Origin of the sequence: Ornithinibacillus gellani (genome assembly GCF_003730295.1) — a bacterium.
GTDB classification, from domain to species: domain Bacteria; phylum Bacillota; class Bacilli; order Bacillales; family Amphibacillaceae; genus Ornithinibacillus_A; species Ornithinibacillus_A gellani.
This window is the reverse complement of the sequence record NZ_QTSZ01000020.1, coordinates 15,411-36,300: the sequence shown is the minus strand read 5'-3', so window position 1 is coordinate 36,300 and position 20,890 is coordinate 15,411. Positions and strand designations below refer to the sequence as shown.

Below are 20,890 nucleotides of genomic sequence, written 5' to 3'. Positions count from 1 at the left end.
CTAAATTCGCTATAATATAACAATAGAAGACAAAAGGTAAGAAGGATGAATATATTGAAACGAATCATAAATTGGTTGTTGCTTTTGGGTGTGATGCTCCTAATGGCAGGCTGTTCTTTTTTTGAAACGAATACGACCTTAATTACACCACCACAGCTGCCAAGTGATAAAGATGAAATCAAACAGGCGATTACAAAAAGCCTCCCTGATCATGTAGAGCTTGTTGCTCCTGTCCATAGTGAAGAAAGCAATGCAAATATCCTTATTGACTTGGACAATGATGGAAAGGAAGAGGCGGTTGTATTTTATAAAACACAGCACCCTTCCGATCCTGTAAGGGGAATGGTATTTAAAAATGACCATGGCTGGAAGAAAATTTCCGATATCAGAGGAGAAGGGACCATTTTGGTTGATCTGGATTTTGCTGATTTAAATCAGGATGGAAAGAAAGAAATATTAGCGGGCTTTGCCTATGCAGAGGATTCTGAGGATTACGGGATGCTCGTGTATGATGTTTTTTCAGAAGCACCTTCCAATGTATTGTTGGATAAACCTTATACGACATTCCTTGTGGATTCATTCGATACCTCAAATGAGGACCAATTGGTACTGATTAAACTTAATCGAGGACAACGTAATACGGTCTCTCTTTATAATTACGAGTCAGAATCGCTTGTACAGGTGGATGACCTGGAACTGGATCCCTATATTAATGGTTACTACCATATGGAAAGTGGACGTATCTCAAAAAATAAAACAGGTATGATGCTGGATGCAGGAATTGGTGCACATGCAGCGATGACATTTGTTATACATGTTGCGGAAGGACATATGGAAGATATATTTGAGGTGACGGAGGAAAATCCAACATTAAAACCATCCAGCGTCAACTCCGAGGATAGTAATGAGGATGGCATCCTTGAATTTGGTGTATTGGAAGAACCATATATGGAAGAGCCCCTTCCATATGTAGATACACCTTATATAACAGTGCATTATCAGCTTTCCGATAAATGGAAACCTAAGGCAGTTACAAAAGGCTTCTATAATTATGACTATAGCTATAAAATAGATATTCCAACGGATTGGCCTAGATTGGAAATTGATCAATCAGAGGACCGAACACATGTAGAATTGAAACCGGCAGGGACGGATGTTGTGTTTTTTGATGTACTCGTTACGAACAAGGAAAAACCCTCTGGTGATTGGCAATTACTCGCCAAACATGGTGATTATAGATATTTTTCTAGCACGGTAGACAAAGATAAGAAGCATTTATTTCAATTAATAAATTCACTAGATGAAGTGAACTGATTAAGGGATGACTATATGGAAAAAATATTAATCATAGAAGATGAAGAAAATATCAGATCCTTTATTAAGTTAAATTTACAGCGAAAAGGATACAGCGTGTATGAAGCGGAGACAGGTGAAGATGGTTTAAGCATTATTCAGGAGGAGCAGGATATTGCGATCCTTATTCTTGATATTATGCTGCCTGGTATAGATGGCTTTGAAGTTGCCAAAGAAGTTCGCACATTTAATAAACAGGTAGGGATTATTATGCTAACGGCGAAAACAATGGAGGCAGATAAAGTAACAGGTCTTGTAAATGGTGCAGATGATTACATGTCAAAGCCGTTTAGTGTGAATGAATTGATTGCAAGGGTGCAGTCCTTATTACGTCGCATTCAGCCATTGATTCATTCCAAACAGATCGGATTAAAGCTGGATCGCTCGAAACGCTGCTTGATTAATGATGGAGAACCAATTGAGTTATCACCAACGGAGTATCAGATTCTATCCATCCTGGATCTTGCAAAAGGTAAAGCGGTTAGTCGGAATGATGTATTAGATGAAGTATGGGGATTGGACTTTCCAGGAGATCCAAAAGTAGTCGATGTTAATATTCGACGGATTCGTCAAAAGGTGGAAGCAGATCCATCTCATCCAGTTCATATACAAACGGTATGGGGATATGGATATAAATGGGAAAAAATATGAGGCAGCGAAAAGGCATTGGAAGACGCCTTCTGATGCTCCATTTATTTATTATTTCCCTAACAGTGGTATTATTGGAAGTTGTTTTCTTCGTTAGCATTTATCAATATTATTATAAAAATACCGAACAGCTATTATCCTCTCATGCAAAGAACGCTGGAAGCTTTGCCATGCGTTTTACAGAATGGACGCCTGCAAATGGAAAAAACATGATGCAGGATATGTTAAATGAATTTCAAATGCAAGGAACAGAGATGCAAATTGTCTCTCCAACCGGTGCGGTGCTTGCATCTTCGACAGGATTTTTACCGAATGAATCTATCTCGCTTTCTGCATTGCACGCAGCAAAACAAAATGAACCAAGTATTTGGAAAGGAAGAAATCCCGGAACGGATGAACGTGTGATGGCTACTGTTGTTCCACTTGTTTACGACGATGAGACAGAGCTCTATTTTCGATATGTTATTTCTTTAGAGAATATTGATCGGCTTGTTGAAAGACAGGGTACCATTGCGGTTGCAATTGGGATAGGAATTATTGTGATTGTGCTACTGCTTAGTAAGGCTTTGGCTAGGAAAATTACGACACCGTTATCACAGCTCACCGAAGCCTCCAAACGATTTGCTGAGGGCGAATTTGATAAACGTATTGATGAAAATTATATAGGGGAGCTTGGTACATTGGCAGCTTCTTTTAATGATATGTGCCATTCCCTTTTGCAGCATGAAAAAATGAAGGATCAATTTATTTCCTCTATTTCACATGAATTAAGAACCCCGTTAACGAGTATTAAAGGCTGGGGAGAAACATTGCTGGGTGGAGATTTGAACGATAGGGAAGAAACGCAGCAAGGAATGCAAATTATTACGAGTGAAACAGAAAGATTAATTGCATTAGTGGAAGAGTTGCTCGATTTTTCACGAATGAATACCGATACGTTTCAAATTCATCCAAGTGTTTTTCTATTGGATCATTTGATTCACGAAATGCGGAGACAATTTGAAAAACAATTAACCAAAAAGCAAATCAAGCTGGAAACAGAATGTGAAGCAGGTTTAAAGGTGATGGCTGACCGTAACCGGGTAAAGCAAGTATTAATAAATTTACTTGACAATGCGATAAAACACAGCCCTCCACAAAGCACGGTAACACTAAGCTGTTTACAGGATCATGGTGCTTTAAAAATGATTGTGAAAGATCAAGGTAGTGGTATACGGGCATCAGATTTACCGCATATTGTTTCGCCTTTTTACAAACCGAATGATAAGGAAAAAGGAGTGGGGCTTGGCCTCGCAATTAGCAAGCATATTATTGAATTACATCATGGTAAGCTTGCTATTGAAAGTGAGGAAGGGAAAGGAACAATTGTCACAGTACGTATTCCCATGGAGTCATGGGAATAATGATAGGAAAGCAGGCAATGACTGGATTTGTTTGTTAAACTAGTATATATCATGGAATGGTGGAGGGGATGACCATGCCTCAATTGGCTGTGAATGATGTGGAGCTTTTTTATGAAGAAAAAGGCAGCGGGGAAGTACTTATCCTAATACACGGATTAACGAGTAATCACCATATGCTAAAGCAGGAAATGAATTACTTTCATAATCATTACCGTGTGATTGCTTATGATGCCAGGGGTCATGGCAAATCAAGTAAACCAGATGCCTATTCGTTAGCAGATCATATTCAGGATGTAATTGCTTTGATGGATACGTTGGAGATAGAGCAGGCAAGTTTACTGGGTATGTCAATGGGGACTTACATTGCACAAGGCGTTGCGATTGCTATACCTGATCGGGTAAAGAAATTAATACTTGTGTCTGGAAGTGCACACCATAAAAATCAGGATGAAGGTTTAATGGCTGAACATCAAAGGGAACTGGGGCATCTTGCATTTGACGAACAGCTTGGGAGGCTGGTGCAATATATTTTTCATGATCTAGATGCTGTTGGAACTTGGATGGCTTCTATACCTGGAAGGCTAATCCCGGAGCAGCAACAAATTGCTGCAGATGCATTAGCTGATTTTGATTTTCGTAATGAATTAAATCAGGTAACCGCGGAAACGCTAGTGATCAGTGGAAAGTATGACGGGTTAAATCCGCCAGCGCAAGGAAAAGAAATTGCTGATCATATTCCGCATGCCCATTTTTATTTGTTTGAACAATCTGGACATGCACCAAATATTGAAGAACCTGAACGCTTTTTGGCGTTGATTACAGATTTTTTATCAAATCGACTTCCGTAATTTTGGAGAGGGCACAATATCATTATTCGTGTTCTCTTTTTTTGTTATAGATGGTTATAGATAATGGACTTCAATGAAATAATGATTCAAACACAATTAGGAAAAAAGCAAATATGAAACCTTTGTTGTATGTGAATCGTCTAATCAATAGAAGGAGGGGACAGCATGCTTAAAAGGTTTGCTACCGTGACAGCTATAGTAATTGCAGCATTATGTTTTGGAACCGTGAGCGTATCTGCAACAAGCTGGGCAGAACTAGATTCAGCTGAAATCTTAGAGCGTACAGATGTGATTGTGGAAGGGACTTATGATTTTACTGCACGGCCAAAACAAAGTAAATATATCTTTCAAGGCTATCCATTTCATGTGAAAAATGTTTATGCAGGAGAGGCGTATGAAATGACGACCATTGGCATTGATGAAATGGATGTAGGATGGGCAGAAGAATTTCAAGTGGATGGAGGGGTTTTTCTATTATTTCTAGAAAGAAAAAAGGATACTAATTTCCTTGTTCCGGTGGCAGGACCAAATGGTATGCTTCAAGTGATGGATGATCAATTACAGGATGATTCATCTGAAAAAAGTAAATTATTTCAAATGGTTTCCAAACAAACCAATGTGAAACTGCCAACGGAAGGAAAAGAAAAATGGGCTTTTTCATTCACCAATGAAACACTTTATTATGGGATTGCAATCATCATCGGGGGAATCATTGTTTCGATTCTATTATTTAGAAAAAAACGAACAAATTAATCAATAATGAGATACGAGGGGGAAAGTGGATGGATGACTCCAAACTATCAACGTATTTTGTCAGATTTGCAGAGGAAGAGTGTAAAGGGTCCTGCACATTATATGAAAAATTAAGTATTGAGGTTGCTAAGGATAAACAGCTGCTTGATATGTGCTTGCACACGAGAAAGGATCAACCAATCCCTAATTTATTTTTTGCTGCAGTTCAGTATTTGCTGGATCAGGATAAAGACCATGTGCTTCGGGGCTTTTATGGTAGCATGACAGAAAATCCAAGAAGCCCCGAGCTTTGTTTTCCGATATTTAAGCGATACTGTCTAGAGCGCAAACAAGCTATTCAAGAACTGTTACGAGAGAAACTTGTCCAAACGAATGAAGTGCGTCGATGCAGCTATCTATTTCCCAGCTTTTGTTTGGTGCAAGAAAGAGCAAAAAAGCCAATTACATTCATTGAATTAGGTACGAGCGCTGGGTTGCAGTTATTGTGGGATCAATATAGCTATCAGTATCATGATGGACAAGTACTCGGGAGTAAACAATCCGCTGTTTTAATAGAGGCAAAAACAACTGGAACATTACCAAACCTTCATCAGTTTATTCCTAATGTAGCAGCACGTATTGGACTGGATTTACATATTAACGATGTGAGTAAAACAACAGATTGTGCTTGGTTAAAGGCATTGATTTGGCCAAGCCATCATGTGAGAAGGAAATTGTTTGAACAGGCAGCAGCTGTCGTACGTGCGCAGCCACCAGAGCTGATAGAAGGTGATGGAGTAAGTTTGTTACCAAAGCTAATCGCACGTATTCCTGAACAGACAGCAATCTGTATTTTCCATACGCATGTGGCAAATCAGCTTCCAAAGCGTCAGTTGTCATTATTAATGCAGAATATCGATGTTGCAGGAAAGAATCGAGATTTATATCATATTTATAATAATATTGGTAATCGCTTTTTACATTTGGATTCCTATCCTAATGGGAAACGAAAAACAGAACGGTTAGCGGAAACAGCTCCACATGGAAACTGGTTTAACTGGCTATTGCCGGAAGAAAGGGGAAGTTAGCATTGAATCGAATCTTACTTCACTTGGAAGGAGCAGCCATTCTGATTCTATGTCTTTATGTATATGGTGTGCACGGATATAGCTGGTTATTATTTATAATTTTATTATTTACACCGGATTTATCTATGCTAGCGTATGGATGGGATAAGCGAATAGGAGCAATTGTTTATAATGTCGTACATACATTCACTTTAGCTGTGCTGTTATGCTTATTGGGAATTATTTTTTCAATTCCTTGGATCATTACAGCAGGACTTATATTAGGTGCTCATATTGGAATGGATCGCATGTGTGGTTTTGGACTGAAATATCCAAGTGGTTTTCAGGACACCCACTTACAAAGGGTTTAAATACAGTGGGATATGGGGGGAAGACAATGCGAAACAATAGCTTGTTCATAGGTTTATTGTTTTTATTGATACTGACAGCTTGCCATCAGGAAGGAGCACAACCTTCCAATACGTCCCCACCAGAAGCATATTTAATTATAAATGATGAGCGAATTCCGCTTACCAAAGGTGGATTTCGCTGGGAAACCAAACATCTGGGAAGTACAATTGTAAACATGACAGATGCTGCTTCCCCGACACAAATAGCGGAAGGTCTTGAAGGGATAGTTGCTACGAAAGAGGAAGAAGCTGTTATTATGTTTAGTGATGATTCTGAACCAACTGTGTCCATTTACGAATGGCATGGAGAGACACGAAAAAAACGAGCACCATTAACAGATTATCAATTGCATCTACCTGCAGAATCGGGTCGTCATATATTGGAGGTAACTGCAGAGTGGCCAAATGGTGAAGCCTCTTATATATTTGTCGTTCAAATTCCTTAAACAAAAATGGAAGGGGGAGTTGCATGCCCTTCCATTTTGCAATAATAGGATAAGGACGCTTATACGGACGTCGCCAGTCGCATTGCTAAGCGTATGGAAAGGGCAGGTTTAGCCATTTGATTGATATCGCCTACAATAAACAAATCTGATTTAATTTGGTTGCATGTTGCCGTGTATGAACTGGCGTACGGAATGTCTAATACACTTTATATGCCTGTCCTGTCTGTGCCCCGAAAACACTTTTCCGATATGCTAAACCAATTCGCGTAGATGAAACAGGCTCATATCCTTGAAATAACTTCCCGTGCTTTTCTTTCGATTTTTCCAGCATTGATGGACTAACATGATTTATACGGATTCCACGTGGTATTTCGATTGCTGCCGATTTTACAAATGCGGATACTGCACCATTTGCCATTGCAGCAGAGGCTGCTGTTTTTAGTGGGTCATCCATTAAGATTCCTGTTGTCAATGTTATACTTCCATGATCGCGTAAATACTTTTGACCAAGTAAAACCATATTGATTTGTCCCAACTGTTTACTATGGACAGCAATTAAATTCTGTTCAGGAGTCATTTCCTCTAACGGGCCAAAATGTGCCGCCCCAACTGTACAGATAATCCCATCCAATGGACCAACCTGATTGAACAGCTGTTTGATGCTGTCTTGTGAGGTAATATCAACGGGATAATCTGGCGCATGACGACTTGCCTGAATGATTTCCGCGTCCGCTTTTAATTCCTCATATACGATTTGGCCAATTGTTCCGGTTGCCCCAACTAATAAAATCTTCATATATATAACACCCCTAATAAAGTATATGTTACCGATATCATTTTTCAGCCTATGCATAGACTTGATTCCTTATTACTTCCCCAAATAAAGTGAAACTTCAATTATTGGTGGGCTTACAGCCAGTTAATCAGTGATAAAGGGATTGTTTATCCAAGGAATAATGTTTTTTTGAATAGGATCATAGGCGTGTGATTCTTATTATATTGGATTTCATGTGGAAGAGAAATGAAATTGTTTATGGATATGTTCGATTGAAGTGGTAAAATGGCCAAGATTTCATAAGTTTATGACGATTTTGTTTAACTTAACCTAAATTTAACTTTCACAGAATATACTTGGGGGCAGAAAGGAAAGAAAGGGGAAAAATGATGGTGGGGAGTCATTTTACCGGGAAGGAAAAGGATAAAGGTGTTGATTTGGAATGGGTCGAGTTAATCACACAGGCTAGGAATATTGGCTTATCAACAAAAGAGGTTCAAGGGATTTTGAATAAGCTTGCGAAGCAGCGTAAAGATAAGCTGGTTATTCATTCCGTCATTTAACAGCTGTATGGGGTGAAAATGGGCTAGGGGTGGTCTAGAAATATATATGAACGAACCGGAGTCTGCATCAAGCCCCTTTCTCTATTATTTTTTATTGATTTACATAAAGAAGGAACCCTCTACATGGTGGATGATGTAGGGGGTTATTAGCTATTTGGTATTTTTTATCACAGATCAGCGGCCAGTAAAGGCCAGATTGGTTCAACTAACTATCAGTGATGGAAGTGCGAAAATCTCCACTGATTGAAGTTTCATTTTATTACCTAAAAATTCAGCATGAAAAGCTTTTCTATTTGTTTTTTATATTTCCTGTTGCTACAGTAAAAAAAGAGATTGTGGTAGATAGGGAGTGTATTAGGAATGAAAAGAACTTTGGTAACGAGTGATATACATGGAGAAATAACAGCCTTTGAAAATATACTCAAGTTAGCTGATTATAATCCAGAAAAAGATCAGCTTATTTTATTAGGTGATTATGTAGATCGTGGACCAAATTCCAAAGCTGTATTGGAGAAGGTTATTGAATTAAAGGAAACGGGTGCAATTGTGCTTCGCGGTAATCACGATGATATGATGGTTGCTGCAGCAGACGGACAGGATGGTGCATGGGAACGTTGGGAAAGAAATGGTGCGATATTCACTTTAAAAAGCTATGATTCTACGATTGATTCGATGCAATTGCCGGATTCGGAGCTTTTTTCTGCCCATGTTGATTTCATTAAACAACTAGACTATTATTATGAAACGGATACCCATATTTTTGTTCATGCGGGAGTTGTTCCTGGACAACCGATTGCTGAGACTGATCCACATGATTTGGTTTGGATTAGGGATGCTTTTCATCGCGGATATGAAGGGGAAAAGACAGTTGTATTTGGGCATACGCCAACTGCTGCATTAAATCAATCAGGAAACTATGATGTGTATTATGGAAATAACCGTATTATTGGTATTGATGGTGGATGTGTATTTGGAGGACAATTAAATTGTCTGGATTTAAACAGCGGTAAAGTGTATACAAGTAAAGGAATGTTTGGAAAAAAATAGATAGATTAACGTGACATCCCTGAATTACGTTCAAGCATCGTTTTACAAATGAAAAATGGCTCTCTATAAAAGAGTGAACCGTATGTATAGGTCATTCTTGAAAGGGAGCCATTTGCTTCTCATTATGATTAACTTGATTTTGTTTGCTGGAATGCTTGTTCCATTTTATGACGACCATCAGTAATATGCGGATGGAATTGAATTGTTGCATCTGCCCTAGTAGTTGCAACAAGTTTTACAGCATCTTCAACATGTTGCTGTAAATCGGCATGGGCTTTTAATTTGTCTGCGGCAATGGATAGTCCAGCCAATTCTCCTTGGGCACGTGCTACTTTGGCGCTTTCAATACCAGTAATATTACCGGCAACATATACGCCCTTTAATGGTGTTTCCATTCGTTCACTGTGGATTGGAACATGTCCACCAAGCTCTTCCATATAGCGAAATGGGCAGCCGATGACTGCGGCTAATTCTGTAAGTGGATATAATCCACCAGCAATACAAACAAAGTCTACTGTAATGTTTTCCTCTGTGCCTGGAATTTGCTCTCCGTCCGCATTAATACGGCACATGGTGACAGATTCCACCCTATCGTTGCCGTTAATGGAAAGGATTGCTTTACGAATGTGGATTGGCATTCCCCACATTTTCACGCCACCTTTGGGATAAAACTTGACGGCCAGTCTTCGAACCCAGCTTGCTTTGGCAAATTTACTGCCAAATCGCAGGAAGGCTGAAGGAGCCAAATGAGCGATTCTAACTAAGCCGTCCATGACAGTATTTGGGTTACTATGCTGGACAGTTGCAGGATTAGATGCTGGTAATGCCATACTGTGCAGCTCGACTCCTGCTAATTGGAGCTCCCGGGCGATGGCTGCAGAAAGCACATTGACTCCTACGACAATCCCTTTTTGACCTACCTTCACACGATGAACATTGGTCATTACTTGTGCCGCGCCGATTGACATCACTCCAGGAAGTGTCCAACCAGGGACAGGTACTGCGGATTCTGCTGCGCCTGTTGCTAATAATAGATTCTCTGTTTCAAAGCTTCCTTGATTCGTATGTATAGCATAGCCATGCTCCAGCTTTTCAATATGATAGGCTGATACACCGCAGCGAATATCTGTATCGTACTTTTGTGCTTTTTCTAATAATAAGTTGGTTTCTTGGATACCATTCCACCATTCTCCGCTTGGTTCTTGGTGAAGTTGACCTAATAAACGACCACCTGGTTTTGGAAATTCATCTAATACCAATACATGCAAATCCCATTCGCGACAGGCGATAGCTGCAGATAACCCAGCTGGACCTGCGCCTATAATGACGACATCATACATGTGGGTCATCCTCCTTGTGCAGCCCTCGTTCAAATTCAGCATATGTACGTGGCAATTTGTCTGCTTCAGTTGATTTAAAAGGTACTGGTTGTAGTCGGCCGCTTTCTACCACCATATTGTGTTCAATCGGTGTCATGCAGGAGCGAACGCCTTCTACATGGTTAATAGTGACACGGCATTCAAAACAATGACCTATATTACAATAGATTCCTCTAGGATTACCGCTTTCTTCTTGGACCCTCAATTGGCGGATTCCGTGAGCAAGCAAGGCAGAAGCAACCGTATCTCCTTTAAAACCTGTATATGATTTGCCATCAAAGATAAAGGTTATTTCTTCCGTTTTTTCTAATTTACCTAATACGGGATGATCCATAATACGATGGTTACTCATGACGCTCACTGCCTCCTAAAGTTGAAAGTGATACCGGTCTTACCGGCGGAGAAACTTTCAATGGAATATCATTTCCGGGTTTTTCACCAGTCACTTCTTCCAAAACTGCATCTACAGCAGGTCTGCATGTGCGACCGCCACAATATCCCATGCCAGCACGTGTACGTAATTTAACTTCACGTGCAGAACATTGATACATATGAGCGGTTCTCTTTATGTCCGCTAATGAGACTTCCTCACATCTGCAAATAATTAAATCATCCATCAGATTCCATTCCCCCCAAAACCTTGGTATCGTTTTTTATTGTGTATCCAGATTCAAGTTTTTTGCTTATTATTTACTCAGAATACACAATTTACCACAGATTAACTGGCTGTAAGCCCTCCCACTTCAAGGGTTTTTGTTGATAACAAGAACTGTAAGTGGGGGAGCAACAGCCAGTAAAGGCCTGATTGGTTCAACTAACAATCAGTGGGGGAAGGGCAAAAACTCCCCCTGATTGAAGTTTCACTTTACCACAGATTAACTGGCTGTAAGCCCCCCATCAAGGATTTTTGTTGATAACAAGAACTATAAGTGGGGGATCAACAGCCAGTAAAGGCCTGATTGGTTCAACTAACAATCAGTGGGGGAAGTGCGAAAACCCCCCTGATTGAAGTTTCACTTTATGTAACTGCTTACATCGTTGCTATGAAAAAGATTGACACATGATTCAATGCTATTCTAACATAGAAGCAAGAATAGGATACATTTTTTAAAATAAAAATATTTTTACGATAGATTGTCAGTGGAATATTCCTGACAATTGGGGGAGGAAAGGCATATGAATAAGGGGAATCACGCGGATGTTGCGATTATTGGTGGTGGAATAGTTGGCTGTGCTATTGCCTACTATACTGCTAAAGCAGGTATGGATTGTATGCTAATAGAAAAAGGAGATATAGCAAGTGGTACTTCCTCACGCTGTGACGGAAATATAACGATTGTTGATAAAGATCCTGGATTCGATAGTTTGATGTCCTTAAAAAGTCAAGAGCTTACGGTAGATTTAGCCACGGATTTGCAGCTGCCTTTTGAATATAGAGCATTAGGTAGTTTACTCGTATGTGATAACGATACAGAAATGGAAGCAGCAGCAGAATGGGTGAAGATTCAAAATGATGCTGGGTTAAAATTTAAACTATTGAATCATGCAGATATCAAAGCGGAATCACCATATTTCGCTGATGACATTCCAGGTGGTTTAGCATGTGAAACAGATTCTCTCATCAATCCATATTTATTTTGCTATTCCCTTATTGATCGTGCCAAACATTATGGCCTTAAGCTTCACACTCAAACAGAAGTGAAGGCTATTTCCAAACGGGAAGATTTCACAATTGAAACATCCAATGGCAGCTTTACTGCTAAAAAAGTAGTAAATGCTGCTGGCGTGTGGGCACCATTTATCGGGAACATGCTGGGTGTGGAGATTCCAATTGTTCCAAGAAAGGGCCATATTTTGGTTGGAGCTAGACAAAAGCCAATTATGATGCGGAATGTAATGGAATTTGGTTACCTAATGAATAAATTTGAACGTGAACGAATTGCGGATGAACGAACGGAAAAGCATGGAGTAGCCTTAGTGCTGGAGCCGACAGAAAGTCAAAACTTTTTACTGGGCAGTAGTAGACAATTTGTAGGTTATGATAGCAGCGTCGATATTCGGGTGGTGGAAACGATGGCAAGAAGAGCTATGCGATTCTTCCCAAAAATGCATGACTTTAATATGATTCGAACCTATACAGGTTTTCGCCCTTGGACCGCTGACCATTTACCAATTGTCTCTGCTGTTGAAGAAGTACCTGGTTTTTACATTGCAGCCGGACATGAAGGAGATGGAATCAGTCTTGCTACCGTAACAGGTAAATTAATTGAAGCATTATTATTAGAAAAAGAAACAATCATACCTGTTGATCCTTTAAGCTTTGATCGTTTTCAAAAAGTAGGAGTATCTTAAAGAAAGGTTGGATTAAATGAAGGTTACGTATGGCTGAATACCATACGAATAGCAAAAGATGACTCCCTTTCATCAGTCGATTTGATGGATTAAAGCTGGCAAAAATTATTTGGATTACACACATTTTTCAAGATTGGGACTAATAGAACAGCTCATGTTTGAAGGTTTTAGCAATGAACAAGCAACCTATGCAGTGGATCAAATTGGACTTTAATCGGCTTTAACTTATGCTTTCATTCAACGATCTGTTTCATGATGTGTCACCAATATTATTTTTTCCGTTTGATTATCAAATTCAATGTTCAGATAAACACCAAATTCATGTGTTCGATCCTTGAGCCATAGTTTAAATTTTTCAATGGAAGTATGTTCGCCAACTTCTCTGCCAATGTGTAGATAATCAACGATATCTGCATCAGGATATAAGGATTGGACGCGTTTCATTGCCAGTCGCCCCCATTTTGCATAAGGCGGGATTTCCTTTTCTTGTGAGGAAACATCTTGTAACGTCCCTGGAGGAAAGCTTGGCAATGAAATAGACCATGGCAGCATCCATACGAACAGTGAAATAATTAGTGTTTTTGTCAATAATCCTTTCAATAAAATCCACCCCTTCTCTCGTGATTAGGATGTGGATTTTTCCGTTTATTTATCCTGTTTTCAGCAAGAATTGCATATATTTTTGAAAAATCAATTACATGTGAGCCGGTTTGTTGAATGATATAGAATGAATGTCATCTGTATAAGAAGACAGAGCCTGTCCCGAAAAACTTAGATGCGACCTGCCGTAATTTGTCCAGCCGGTCACATATTCTTAATCACAGATGGTTTGCTTCATTCGTCATTTTATCTTTTCAACAAATTCCATTTCACCTTACATTCCTTGTTTGTTGAGTGGGGAAATTCTATTCACATACAATCACTCAACAACATCAACGCATGATTTGTCCATGGTTAGAATAACTATGTAGAAAGGCGTTCACCGGCTTATGTTGACCGGTATTTTTCTATTCCATGGGAGGATAAAATCATGGTTAAATCCATTTTAGCTTTGTTTGCAGGGGATGAGAAAGCTGCAATTATTTTGGAAAATGCTTTAATTGAATTTATATTTCTGGTGCTATTCATTGGGTTTCTCATCACGTTAATTGTTCATTTGCTATTGTTTCAGAAGCTTAAAAAAATCCGTAATTACTTAAAGGAAACCAATCGTCTGGATATGAAACCGTTAAGTCAATTTAAAGAACTGTTTGATTTGCGAAAGGATACGGAATCGGTCCGTGTTGAGACATTTGTCCAGGAAATGTTTTCCGGATGGCGGGTGTTCCAAATACCAATCATAAGTCTGATTAAAATAGTTCAGATGACGGTTTCTGTTTTCATCCTCATTGGTGTGCTTGGTACATTTATAGGCTTGACTATTTCATTGGGCGGAATCCAAGCGGATGGCAATCAGCTTGTGGAAAACATTGCTGGTGTGCTCGCAGGGATCGATGTTGCTTTTTACACAAGTATCGCTGGAATGGGTATGTCCTTAATCATGACGGTGCTTATCAAGGTGTTTAATACAGAAGATATGCTAACAGATTTAATGCTCCAATTTGAGTCCAGCTTGGAAGGGGATAAACAACATGAAATGGGGCGGTTAATTGATGTATCTGAAGCGATTAATCAGTCCATTCGTGATTTACAGCATACAAACGAGAAATCACTCGGAGAAATTGTCGGTGCTTTTTCTGGATTTCAAGCGTATACAACAGGTTTGGAGCAAGCGGCTAAGGATTTAGCGGCATTTAATGAAGGTTTGTCTGAAAATCTGACAGCGTTTCAGACATTGTTTCAGCATATGAGAGAAGTGACAGACGGATTTGGTGATGCTACGAATAAGCTTCATCAACAGTTTGATACTTTATTTGCTTATTTCAAGAAGATGGACGATAGAAATGAGCGACTTGTTCAAATGTATGAAGGGATCCATGAAAAAATGGTCAAGACACAGGACATACAATTGGATACGTTACAACAGTTTGAAAAATCAGTTGAGACGTGGAAGGAATTTAGTTCTAATGTATTGGACGGACAAAGTACAGTCCGTGAAGCGTTACAGCGGGTCGTTCAAACCAGTGGTGAAATAGTAGAGAAGGCGGACCGGCATCAAAAAGAATTTAAACAGATATTTGGAGCGGATTTAACCGGGAAATTGGCAGGGATTTCAACTTATCTTGGTGAACTGGTAAAGGACTTTGATGCACTGGGACATTCCATCGTTAAATTGCCAGAAGCACTTGATACCATACAACAAACACAAACCGAATATAAGCATTTATTGTCAGACCGTTTTGATGAATTGAAGGATTTCAATCGTTCTTTTGGTAGACATATAAAAGCACATGTGGCTGAGTCTGGAGACTTTGAAAGGAAAATGCAGGAGGCGGCACATACGTATGAACAGTTTGGCATAAAAAATAATCAGTTTATCCAAGAAATAAATCAAACCATCAATCAGATGAATCAAGCCAATCATCGTCGTGAGCATCAGCTGGATGCTAATGTCGGATTTTTAAAAGATACGTTAGCAAATTATGTATCTAATTTAGAAGGAACGTTGGGTAATAAACTAGAGCTGATTATTCGGGAAATTGTTGATTCTGTAGACAGGACCAATGCTGGAATAAAGACAGAGTTTCAAGAACTCCGCAGAATATCTGAAGAGATGCAGCAATACCAAAGTCGTGGGATTCAAAATCTGTTACGGGAGCTTGGCCAAGAAATTCATATGTTAAACCAGCAACTGCATTCGAATGGAAGGCAGCGGGCAATTTCAGTAGATTCTGGAATTGGGATGAGACAAAATGAATACTAAATATCAGCGCTTATTTAAAAGCGAGCAGAATGAAGGGCATTTTTGGCCGACCTTTACCGATTTATTAACGACAATCTTGCTCTGCTTCATGCTCATCTTTATTTGTATGATGATTATTAAATCTCTGCAAATCAAGGAAATGAAGCGAACCATTGATCAAATCATGGGTGTTCGTGCAGAATTAATCAATGAACTCAAGTCAGAGTTCTCGGGTTCTGATTTGGGTATTGAAGTCGATGAAAAAACGGGCGCAATTTTATTTAGCACGGAAATATTATTTGCTTATGATCGTGCGGAATTAAAGCCGGAATCCTTTGCCTTTTTAGATGAGTTTGTTCCGAAATATTTAAACACTCTCTTAGAAAGCGGATATGAAGACTATATAGCTGAGATAATTATTGAAGGACATACCGATCGTGATGGAACATATTTATATAATTTGGAGCTTGCGCAGGACCGGGCATTTAGTGTGGCTGCATATATTTTAGGTGAAGCATTTCCGTTCAAACAAATACAAGATCAATTGGAAAAGAAACTGACTATCAACAGTAAGTCGTATACGAGTTACCGAACAAATCGTGAAGGAGAATACAGTGCTGATGCTTCCAGACGGGTAGAATTCAAATTTCGTTTAAAGGATGAAGAAATTTTGCGGAAAACACGTGATATGCTGGAGTAGTTAAGTTGTATTTTCATCACTTATTTCATATGAAGAATATTTTACACAAAGAGCAGCAGATGCTGTTTTTTTATCAAATCATGTCGAAGGAATGTTGATAGGAAAGGGGAATCCGCGTTTACAATCCCTTTACATTATTGATGTAATCATGAAAGCGCAGTCAAAGTCTTGTTGCTATTCATTTCTCCTTGTTGTATTATTGTAAATAATCGAACTTGTTTTATAACAGAATAGCTTCAAGGGTAGAGAAGAGGAGAACCCTGTGAACGATAAAGTATTGCTATGAGATTGGCGGTGCTCTTATTGCTCATGGGGTTTTAATTTTTTCAATTTTAAATCAAAGGGGAGAAAAAGATGGGCAAACGAATTGGGATTTTATCAATTTTCATGTTGTTATGTATTGGGTTAGTCGCTTGTAGCGGCGGGAGTAAAGGAGAAGCGGGTGAAAAGGTTGAAATAGACTTTTACTTTCCGGTTGCAGTCGGAGGAGATGTAGCCAATATTGTGGATGGCTTGGTAGAAGAATTCGAAACAGAGAATGAGAATATCAAAGTAAATGCAAATTTTGGAGGAAGCTATTCAGAAACGATGACACAGGTAATGGCATCTGTACAAGGAGGGAATCCACCAGAGCTGGCCGTTTTATTTTCAATTGATTTATTTACTTTATTAGAAAATGATGTAATTGAAGAAATGACACCCTTATTTGATGAAGCATATTTAGATGATTTCTATGATGGTTTTATGGCCAATTCATCTGTAGGGGATAAGGTCTGGAGCTTGCCTTTCCAACGAAGTACGATTGTTCTGTACTACAACAAGGATGCTTTCAAAGAAGCAGGGCTTGATCCAGAAGCACCACCAGAGAATTGGGATGAATTAGTTGAATATGGTAAAAAGTTAACCAAAGATGATGGGAAAGAGCAGTGGGGCTTAGAAATTCCAAGTACAGGCTATCAGTATTGGATGTTCCAAGCTTTGGCGCTGCAGACGGAAAAAAATATCATGTCAGACGATGGGAAAGAAGTTTATTTTGATGCACCATATGCTGTTGAATCGATGAATTATTGGCTCAGTCTAAGCAAGGAGCACCACATCATGCCGGAGGGAACTATTGAATGGGCAACTGTTCCAAGTGATTTTCTCAGTGGTCGTACGGCAATGATGTTCCACACGACTGGAAATTTAACCAATGTAAAGGACAATGCAGATTTTGACTTTGGTGTAGCCTATCTGCCTGCAAATAATCAATACGGATCACCGACTGGTGGCGGTAATATTTACTTATTTAAAGATATCCCAGAAGAAAACAAGGAAGCTGCTATTAAGTTTATGGAATTTTTGACAGAGCCGGAGCGTGTAGCCCAATGGTCGATTGATACAGGGTATGTGGCTACCCGTGAGTCGGCATATGAAACAGAAAAACTAAAAAAATATGTAGAAGAATTCCCTCAGGCGCTGATTGCAAGGGAACAGCTGGAGTATTCCGATAGTGAGCTTGCAACATATCAAAATGGTGAAGTTCAAAAGATATTTAATGATAGTATTCAGGCTATTTTAACTGGAAGTATTACCGTTGAAGAAGGGTTGAAGCAAGCGCAAGAGAAAGCAAATGAGGTGCTTAAGCCTTTCCAAGATTAATGAAAGACATCATTCATTCGGCTGGAAGCTCAAATCCTGACTGGGTTTGAGCCTTCCCTATCATTTGATGACCAGCATGGGGGGTTCTAGTATAGATTATGGCAATCAAACGGTCTGGAAAGAAAAAAGTCAGAATAAGTATGAAGCAAAATTTATTTGCCTATTCACTTTTATTACCATCATTTATTTTTCTAGCTTTATTTACATTTTATCCAACGTTGAAATCGATTCATTTAAGTTTTTATAGTGGTCCAATGACCAGGCTGCAATTTTCAGGTCTTTCACAATACAAAGAAGTATTTTCTGAAGAAATATTTCGTAAGGTCATGTTTAATAATATTATTTTTGTGATTGGAACCGTTCCGACTACTTTATTTTTGGCGATGTATTTGGCCATCTGGCTTAATAAAAAAATGAAGGGAAGTTCCTTGTTACGAACGGCATTCTTTTATCCGACGGTCATTCCATTGATTGCGGTAGCAAATATTTGGCTATTCATTTATACACCACATTATGGATTAATGGAGAAATTTCTCGATATTTTCGGTGCGAATGGGCCTAACTGGCTTGGCAGTCAAACGACAGTCATGATTGCTTTAATCGTGATGATTATTTGGAAGGATGCTGGTTTTTTCATGATATTCTACTTGGCTGGATTGCAAAACCTTCCTAAAGATGTGTATGAGGCAGCAATGATAGAAGGTGCAAAGCCGTTCCAAATGTTTCGGCGGATTACGTTTCCATTGTTAATGCCGACCACATTATTCGTCATGATTGTTTCGATTACAAATGCATTTAAAAATGTGGATCATCTTTATATCATGACAAAGGGTGGTCCAGATAATGCAAGTAACCTGCTGCTGTATTATATTTACGAAGCTGCATTTACCAATTGGGATTTAGGAAAAGCTGCAGTTCTTACTGTTGTATTAATTACGCTATTGCTTGCAATTACGGCTTTTAATTATCTATTCCTAGATCGAAGAATTCATTATTAATGGGAGGAGATAGCAATGAATAAACTGATTAACTTAATAATTATCATTTTGCTTGGCATCGTATTTGTCATTCCATTGATCTGGGTCATTGTTACTTCATTATCCCCAAATAATGAAGTCATCGGCAATACGTTTCCATTATGGACCTTTCATCCAACCTTTAAAAATTATATCGCAGCATGGAATGCCGCACCATTTCTTACCTATTACATGAATACATTTATTATTGTGTTTGGAATTTTGATTGTACAATTAATTACGATCACACTTGGTGCTTATGCGTTTGCAAGATTGGAATTCACAGGGAAAAATCTTTTATTTATTTTATTCCTACTGCAGCTGATGATACAACCGGAAATTCTACTATTTCCAAATTATCAGGTCATGAGTCAACTGGGCTTAGTGGATACGAAGCTGGCAGTGATGCTTCCATATTGGGCTTCCGCCTTTGGGGTGTTTTTGCTTCGGCAAACATTTAAACAAGTTCCATATGAGCTCGATGAAGCATCAAAGATGGATGGCAGTAAATGGTGGCAGACGATTTGGCATGTGTACATTCCTGCCGCCAAACCAACGTATATCGCTTTTGGACTGGTTTCTATTAGTACGCACTGGAGTAACTTTATGTGGCCATTAATTATAACGAATTCAGTAGAAAATCGTCCATTGACAGTTGGCTTGGCTTTGTTCGCCCAATCCTTTGAAACGGGAGCACAATGGGGGATTGTCACTGCTGGAACAGTAATGGTCATCCTGCCATTATTGATTGCATTCTTTATTTTTCAAAAACAATTCGTTTCAAGCTTTATGCATTCTGGAATTAAGTAGGCGGTGATAGCATGCAAATTCATTTTTTAGGAACAGGAAGTGCGTTTCCAGGAGCAGTTAGAGACAATACATCTATTTGTTTTTCGAATGATGTTGGACATGTGCTCGTAGATGTCAGTGGTAATCCATGCAAACGACTGAAACAAATTGGTGTGGAATTGGGGGACTTGGATGTAGTTATCATCACGCATTTCCATATCGACCATATATATGGATTACCGTCCTTGTTATGGGGAATGTGGTTAGAGGGTCGAACAAAAGCGTTGCGGATTTATTGTGATGAAAGAAATAGTAAAAGATTGGATACTTGGATGCAAGCGATGGAAATAGCTGACTGGGGAATTCAATTTGAGATAGATATTCAGCTATTCAAAGGAGAAGAGAAGCGATTATTGTTCTCAGTGGGAGATATGATTTTTTCTTCCTTCCCTGCAATCCATTCTGTACCAACCATTGGCTTGGAAATTACCTTTCAGCATAAATGTATTGTTTATTCCTGTGACACAGAATATAATCCGTTTATCAAAGCCTATCCAAGTATCGATATATTAATTCATGAAGCAACATCGGCTACGGAAAAGTCTGTTAATCATACGAGTATGTTGGAGGTTGTCAATTGTTATTCGCTTGATTTAATTCGAGAGGTAGTCCTGGTTCACCTTAGTGATGGAGAAGATTATGAAGCAGTACGGAATCGCATGAAAGAGCGGGAAAAAATTATCATAGCAGAGGATATGTTAAGGATTGAACTCTAATTGAATACAGAACAAGGACAGAGAATAGGAGATCCCTTGGACATGTTGCATGGTCAGCTTTTGTTTGGCATGCAATTGTTCGAGGGATTTTTAATGTAATGGA

General features: G+C 39.0%; 23 protein-coding genes. 18 read left to right on the top strand and 5 right to left on the bottom strand.

Annotated elements, in window-relative coordinates; translation table 11 throughout:
• The first annotated feature begins 54 nt into the window (after window positions 1-54).
• The 8 genes from DX933_RS06745 (at window position 55) to DX933_RS06710 (ending at window position 6,907) form a co-directional block, all read left to right on the top strand.
• Window positions 55-1,314 (top strand): FG-GAP repeat domain-containing protein, encoded by a 1,260-nt coding sequence (locus DX933_RS06745; RefSeq protein ID WP_123315712.1) that lies wholly within the window; start codon window positions 55-57, stop codon window positions 1,312-1,314.
• Window positions 1,315-1,329: 15 nt separating this feature from the next.
• Complete coding sequence (locus tag DX933_RS06740; RefSeq protein ID WP_123315711.1) at window positions 1,330-2,004, top strand: response regulator transcription factor; 675 nt, start codon at window positions 1,330-1,332, stop codon at window positions 2,002-2,004.
• A complete protein-coding gene (locus tag DX933_RS06735) occupies window positions 1,989-3,404 on the top strand; it encodes a sensor histidine kinase (RefSeq protein ID WP_123315710.1) in 1,416 nt (471 codons plus the stop codon). Before DX933_RS06740 ends, DX933_RS06735 begins: the two co-directional genes overlap by 16 nt.
• 74 nt (window positions 3,405-3,478) lie before the next feature.
• Window positions 3,479-4,252 carry an alpha/beta fold hydrolase gene (locus tag DX933_RS06730; protein WP_123315709.1) on the top strand — a complete coding sequence of 258 codons (774 nt, stop codon included), beginning with the start codon at window positions 3,479-3,481 and terminating at the stop codon, window positions 4,250-4,252.
• Between the two features lie 165 nt (window positions 4,253-4,417).
• Complete coding sequence (locus tag DX933_RS06725) at window positions 4,418-5,005, top strand: hypothetical protein (RefSeq protein WP_123315708.1); 588 nt, start codon at window positions 4,418-4,420, stop codon at window positions 5,003-5,005.
• 29 nt (window positions 5,006-5,034) lie between these two features.
• Complete coding sequence (locus DX933_RS06720; protein WP_123315707.1) at window positions 5,035-6,072, top strand: DUF2332 domain-containing protein; 1,038 nt, start codon at window positions 5,035-5,037, stop codon at window positions 6,070-6,072.
• A 2-nt stretch (window positions 6,073-6,074) separates the two neighbouring features.
• Window positions 6,075-6,422 carry a DUF4260 domain-containing protein gene (locus DX933_RS06715; RefSeq protein WP_123315706.1) on the top strand — a complete coding sequence of 116 codons (348 nt, stop codon included), beginning with the start codon at window positions 6,075-6,077 and terminating at the stop codon, window positions 6,420-6,422.
• Window positions 6,423-6,448: 26 nt separating this feature from the next.
• A complete protein-coding gene (locus tag DX933_RS06710; protein ID WP_123315705.1) occupies window positions 6,449-6,907 on the top strand; it encodes a hypothetical protein in 459 nt (152 codons plus the stop codon).
• A 196-nt stretch (window positions 6,908-7,103) separates the two neighbouring features.
• Here the strand turns inward: DX933_RS06710 and DX933_RS06705 are convergent, their stop codons facing one another.
• Entirely contained in the window at window positions 7,104-7,703 is a 600-nt protein-coding gene (locus DX933_RS06705; protein WP_123315704.1) for a short chain dehydrogenase, read from the bottom strand.
• A 368-nt stretch (window positions 7,704-8,071) separates the two neighbouring features.
• Between DX933_RS06705 and DX933_RS18375 the strand changes: the two genes are divergently transcribed.
• Window positions 8,072-8,245, top strand: a complete 174-nt coding sequence (locus DX933_RS18375; RefSeq protein WP_190279436.1) for an anti-repressor SinI family protein — start codon at window positions 8,072-8,074, stop codon at window positions 8,243-8,245.
• A 360-nt stretch (window positions 8,246-8,605) separates the two neighbouring features.
• Window positions 8,606-9,292, top strand: coding sequence for a metallophosphoesterase family protein (locus DX933_RS06695; RefSeq protein ID WP_123315703.1), 687 nt, complete (start codon window positions 8,606-8,608; stop codon window positions 9,290-9,292).
• Window positions 9,293-9,420: 128 nt separating this feature from the next.
• Here DX933_RS06695 and DX933_RS06690 read toward each other — a convergent pair whose 3' ends face one another.
• The 3 genes from DX933_RS06690 to DX933_RS06680 are packed head-to-tail and all read right to left on the bottom strand — an operon-like array spanning window position 9,421 to window position 11,288.
• The gene (locus tag DX933_RS06690; protein ID WP_123315702.1) at window positions 9,421-10,632 is read right to left on the bottom strand and encodes an NAD(P)/FAD-dependent oxidoreductase; all 1,212 of its coding nucleotides are present in this window, start codon (window positions 10,630-10,632) and stop codon (window positions 9,421-9,423) included.
• Complete coding sequence (locus DX933_RS06685; protein WP_123315701.1) at window positions 10,625-11,023, bottom strand: (2Fe-2S)-binding protein; 399 nt, start codon at window positions 11,021-11,023, stop codon at window positions 10,625-10,627. Before DX933_RS06685 ends, DX933_RS06690 begins: the two co-directional genes overlap by 8 nt.
• A complete protein-coding gene (locus DX933_RS06680) occupies window positions 11,016-11,288 on the bottom strand; it encodes a (2Fe-2S)-binding protein (RefSeq protein WP_123315700.1) in 273 nt (90 codons plus the stop codon). The genes DX933_RS06685 and DX933_RS06680 overlap by 8 nt, the downstream gene beginning before the upstream one ends.
• Window positions 11,289-11,847: 559 nt before the next feature.
• On the opposite strand from DX933_RS06680, the gene DX933_RS06675 reads away from it, so the two are divergent.
• Both DX933_RS06675 and DX933_RS06670 read left to right on the top strand, forming a co-directional pair.
• Window positions 11,848-13,023 (top strand): NAD(P)/FAD-dependent oxidoreductase, encoded by a 1,176-nt coding sequence (locus DX933_RS06675; RefSeq protein WP_123315699.1) that lies wholly within the window; start codon window positions 11,848-11,850, stop codon window positions 13,021-13,023.
• An 88-nt stretch (window positions 13,024-13,111) separates the two neighbouring features.
• The gene (locus DX933_RS06670) at window positions 13,112-13,237 is read left to right on the top strand and encodes an Ltp family lipoprotein (RefSeq protein ID WP_223805900.1); all 126 of its coding nucleotides are present in this window, start codon (window positions 13,112-13,114) and stop codon (window positions 13,235-13,237) included.
• A gap of 23 nt (window positions 13,238-13,260) precedes the next feature.
• Here the strand turns inward: DX933_RS06670 and DX933_RS06665 are convergent, their stop codons facing one another.
• Complete coding sequence (locus DX933_RS06665) at window positions 13,261-13,623, bottom strand: DUF3889 domain-containing protein (protein WP_223805898.1); 363 nt, start codon at window positions 13,621-13,623, stop codon at window positions 13,261-13,263.
• 430 nt (window positions 13,624-14,053) lie between these two features.
• Between DX933_RS06665 and DX933_RS06660 the strand changes: the two genes are divergently transcribed.
• From DX933_RS06660 to DX933_RS06635, 6 genes are all read left to right on the top strand, one after another.
• Window positions 14,054-15,886: a MotA/TolQ/ExbB proton channel family protein gene (locus tag DX933_RS06660; protein WP_123315698.1), complete on the top strand. Its 1,833-nt coding sequence runs from the start codon at window positions 14,054-14,056 to the stop codon at window positions 15,884-15,886.
• On the top strand, window positions 15,876-16,565 hold the full coding sequence (locus DX933_RS06655) for an OmpA family protein (RefSeq protein ID WP_123315697.1): 690 nt from the start codon (window positions 15,876-15,878) through the stop codon (window positions 16,563-16,565). Before DX933_RS06660 ends, DX933_RS06655 begins: the two co-directional genes overlap by 11 nt.
• A 354-nt stretch (window positions 16,566-16,919) precedes the next feature.
• The gene (locus DX933_RS06650) at window positions 16,920-18,206 is read left to right on the top strand and encodes an ABC transporter substrate-binding protein (protein ID WP_123315696.1); all 1,287 of its coding nucleotides are present in this window, start codon (window positions 16,920-16,922) and stop codon (window positions 18,204-18,206) included.
• 98 nt (window positions 18,207-18,304) lie between these two features.
• Window positions 18,305-19,204, top strand: coding sequence for a carbohydrate ABC transporter permease (locus DX933_RS06645; RefSeq protein WP_123315695.1), 900 nt, complete (start codon window positions 18,305-18,307; stop codon window positions 19,202-19,204).
• A 15-nt stretch (window positions 19,205-19,219) separates the two neighbouring features.
• Window positions 19,220-20,032: a carbohydrate ABC transporter permease gene (locus DX933_RS06640; protein WP_123315694.1), complete on the top strand. Its 813-nt coding sequence runs from the start codon at window positions 19,220-19,222 to the stop codon at window positions 20,030-20,032.
• An 11-nt stretch (window positions 20,033-20,043) separates the two neighbouring features.
• A complete protein-coding gene (locus DX933_RS06635; RefSeq protein ID WP_123315693.1) occupies window positions 20,044-20,787 on the top strand; it encodes an MBL fold metallo-hydrolase in 744 nt (247 codons plus the stop codon).
• Window positions 20,788-20,890 lie beyond the last annotated feature (103 nt).

Coding starts and splice junctions, on each gene's coding strand:
- DX933_RS06740 (WP_123315711.1), top strand. CDS start 1,330: ATGGAAAAAATATTAATCATAGAAGATGAAGAAAATATCAGATCCTTT.
- DX933_RS06635 (WP_123315693.1), top strand. CDS start 20,044: ATGCAAATTCATTTTTTAGGAACAGGAAGTGCGTTTCCAGGAGCAGTT.
- DX933_RS06645 (WP_123315695.1), top strand. CDS start 18,305: ATGGCAATCAAACGGTCTGGAAAGAAAAAAGTCAGAATAAGTATGAAG.
- DX933_RS06655 (WP_123315697.1), top strand. CDS start 15,876: ATGAATACTAAATATCAGCGCTTATTTAAAAGCGAGCAGAATGAAGGG.
- DX933_RS06685 (WP_123315701.1), bottom strand. CDS start 11,023: ATGAGTAACCATCGTATTATGGATCATCCCGTATTAGGTAAATTAGAA.
- DX933_RS06680 (WP_123315700.1), bottom strand. CDS start 11,288: ATGGATGATTTAATTATTTGCAGATGTGAGGAAGTCTCATTAGCGGAC.
- DX933_RS06710 (WP_123315705.1), top strand. CDS start 6,449: ATGCGAAACAATAGCTTGTTCATAGGTTTATTGTTTTTATTGATACTG.
- DX933_RS18375 (WP_190279436.1), top strand. CDS start 8,072: ATGGTGGGGAGTCATTTTACCGGGAAGGAAAAGGATAAAGGTGTTGAT.
- DX933_RS06675 (WP_123315699.1), top strand. CDS start 11,848: ATGAATAAGGGGAATCACGCGGATGTTGCGATTATTGGTGGTGGAATA.
- DX933_RS06690 (WP_123315702.1), bottom strand. CDS start 10,632: ATGTATGATGTCGTCATTATAGGCGCAGGTCCAGCTGGGTTATCTGCA.
- DX933_RS06720 (WP_123315707.1), top strand. CDS start 5,035: ATGGATGACTCCAAACTATCAACGTATTTTGTCAGATTTGCAGAGGAA.
- DX933_RS06725 (WP_123315708.1), top strand. CDS start 4,418: ATGCTTAAAAGGTTTGCTACCGTGACAGCTATAGTAATTGCAGCATTA.
- DX933_RS06735 (WP_123315710.1), top strand. CDS start 1,989: ATGGGAAAAAATATGAGGCAGCGAAAAGGCATTGGAAGACGCCTTCTG.
- DX933_RS06640 (WP_123315694.1), top strand. CDS start 19,220: ATGAATAAACTGATTAACTTAATAATTATCATTTTGCTTGGCATCGTA.
- DX933_RS06695 (WP_123315703.1), top strand. CDS start 8,606: ATGAAAAGAACTTTGGTAACGAGTGATATACATGGAGAAATAACAGCC.
- DX933_RS06660 (WP_123315698.1), top strand. CDS start 14,054: ATGGTTAAATCCATTTTAGCTTTGTTTGCAGGGGATGAGAAAGCTGCA.
- DX933_RS06705 (WP_123315704.1), bottom strand. CDS start 7,703: ATGAAGATTTTATTAGTTGGGGCAACCGGAACAATTGGCCAAATCGTA.
- DX933_RS06730 (WP_123315709.1), top strand. CDS start 3,479: ATGCCTCAATTGGCTGTGAATGATGTGGAGCTTTTTTATGAAGAAAAA.
- DX933_RS06650 (WP_123315696.1), top strand. CDS start 16,920: ATGGGCAAACGAATTGGGATTTTATCAATTTTCATGTTGTTATGTATT.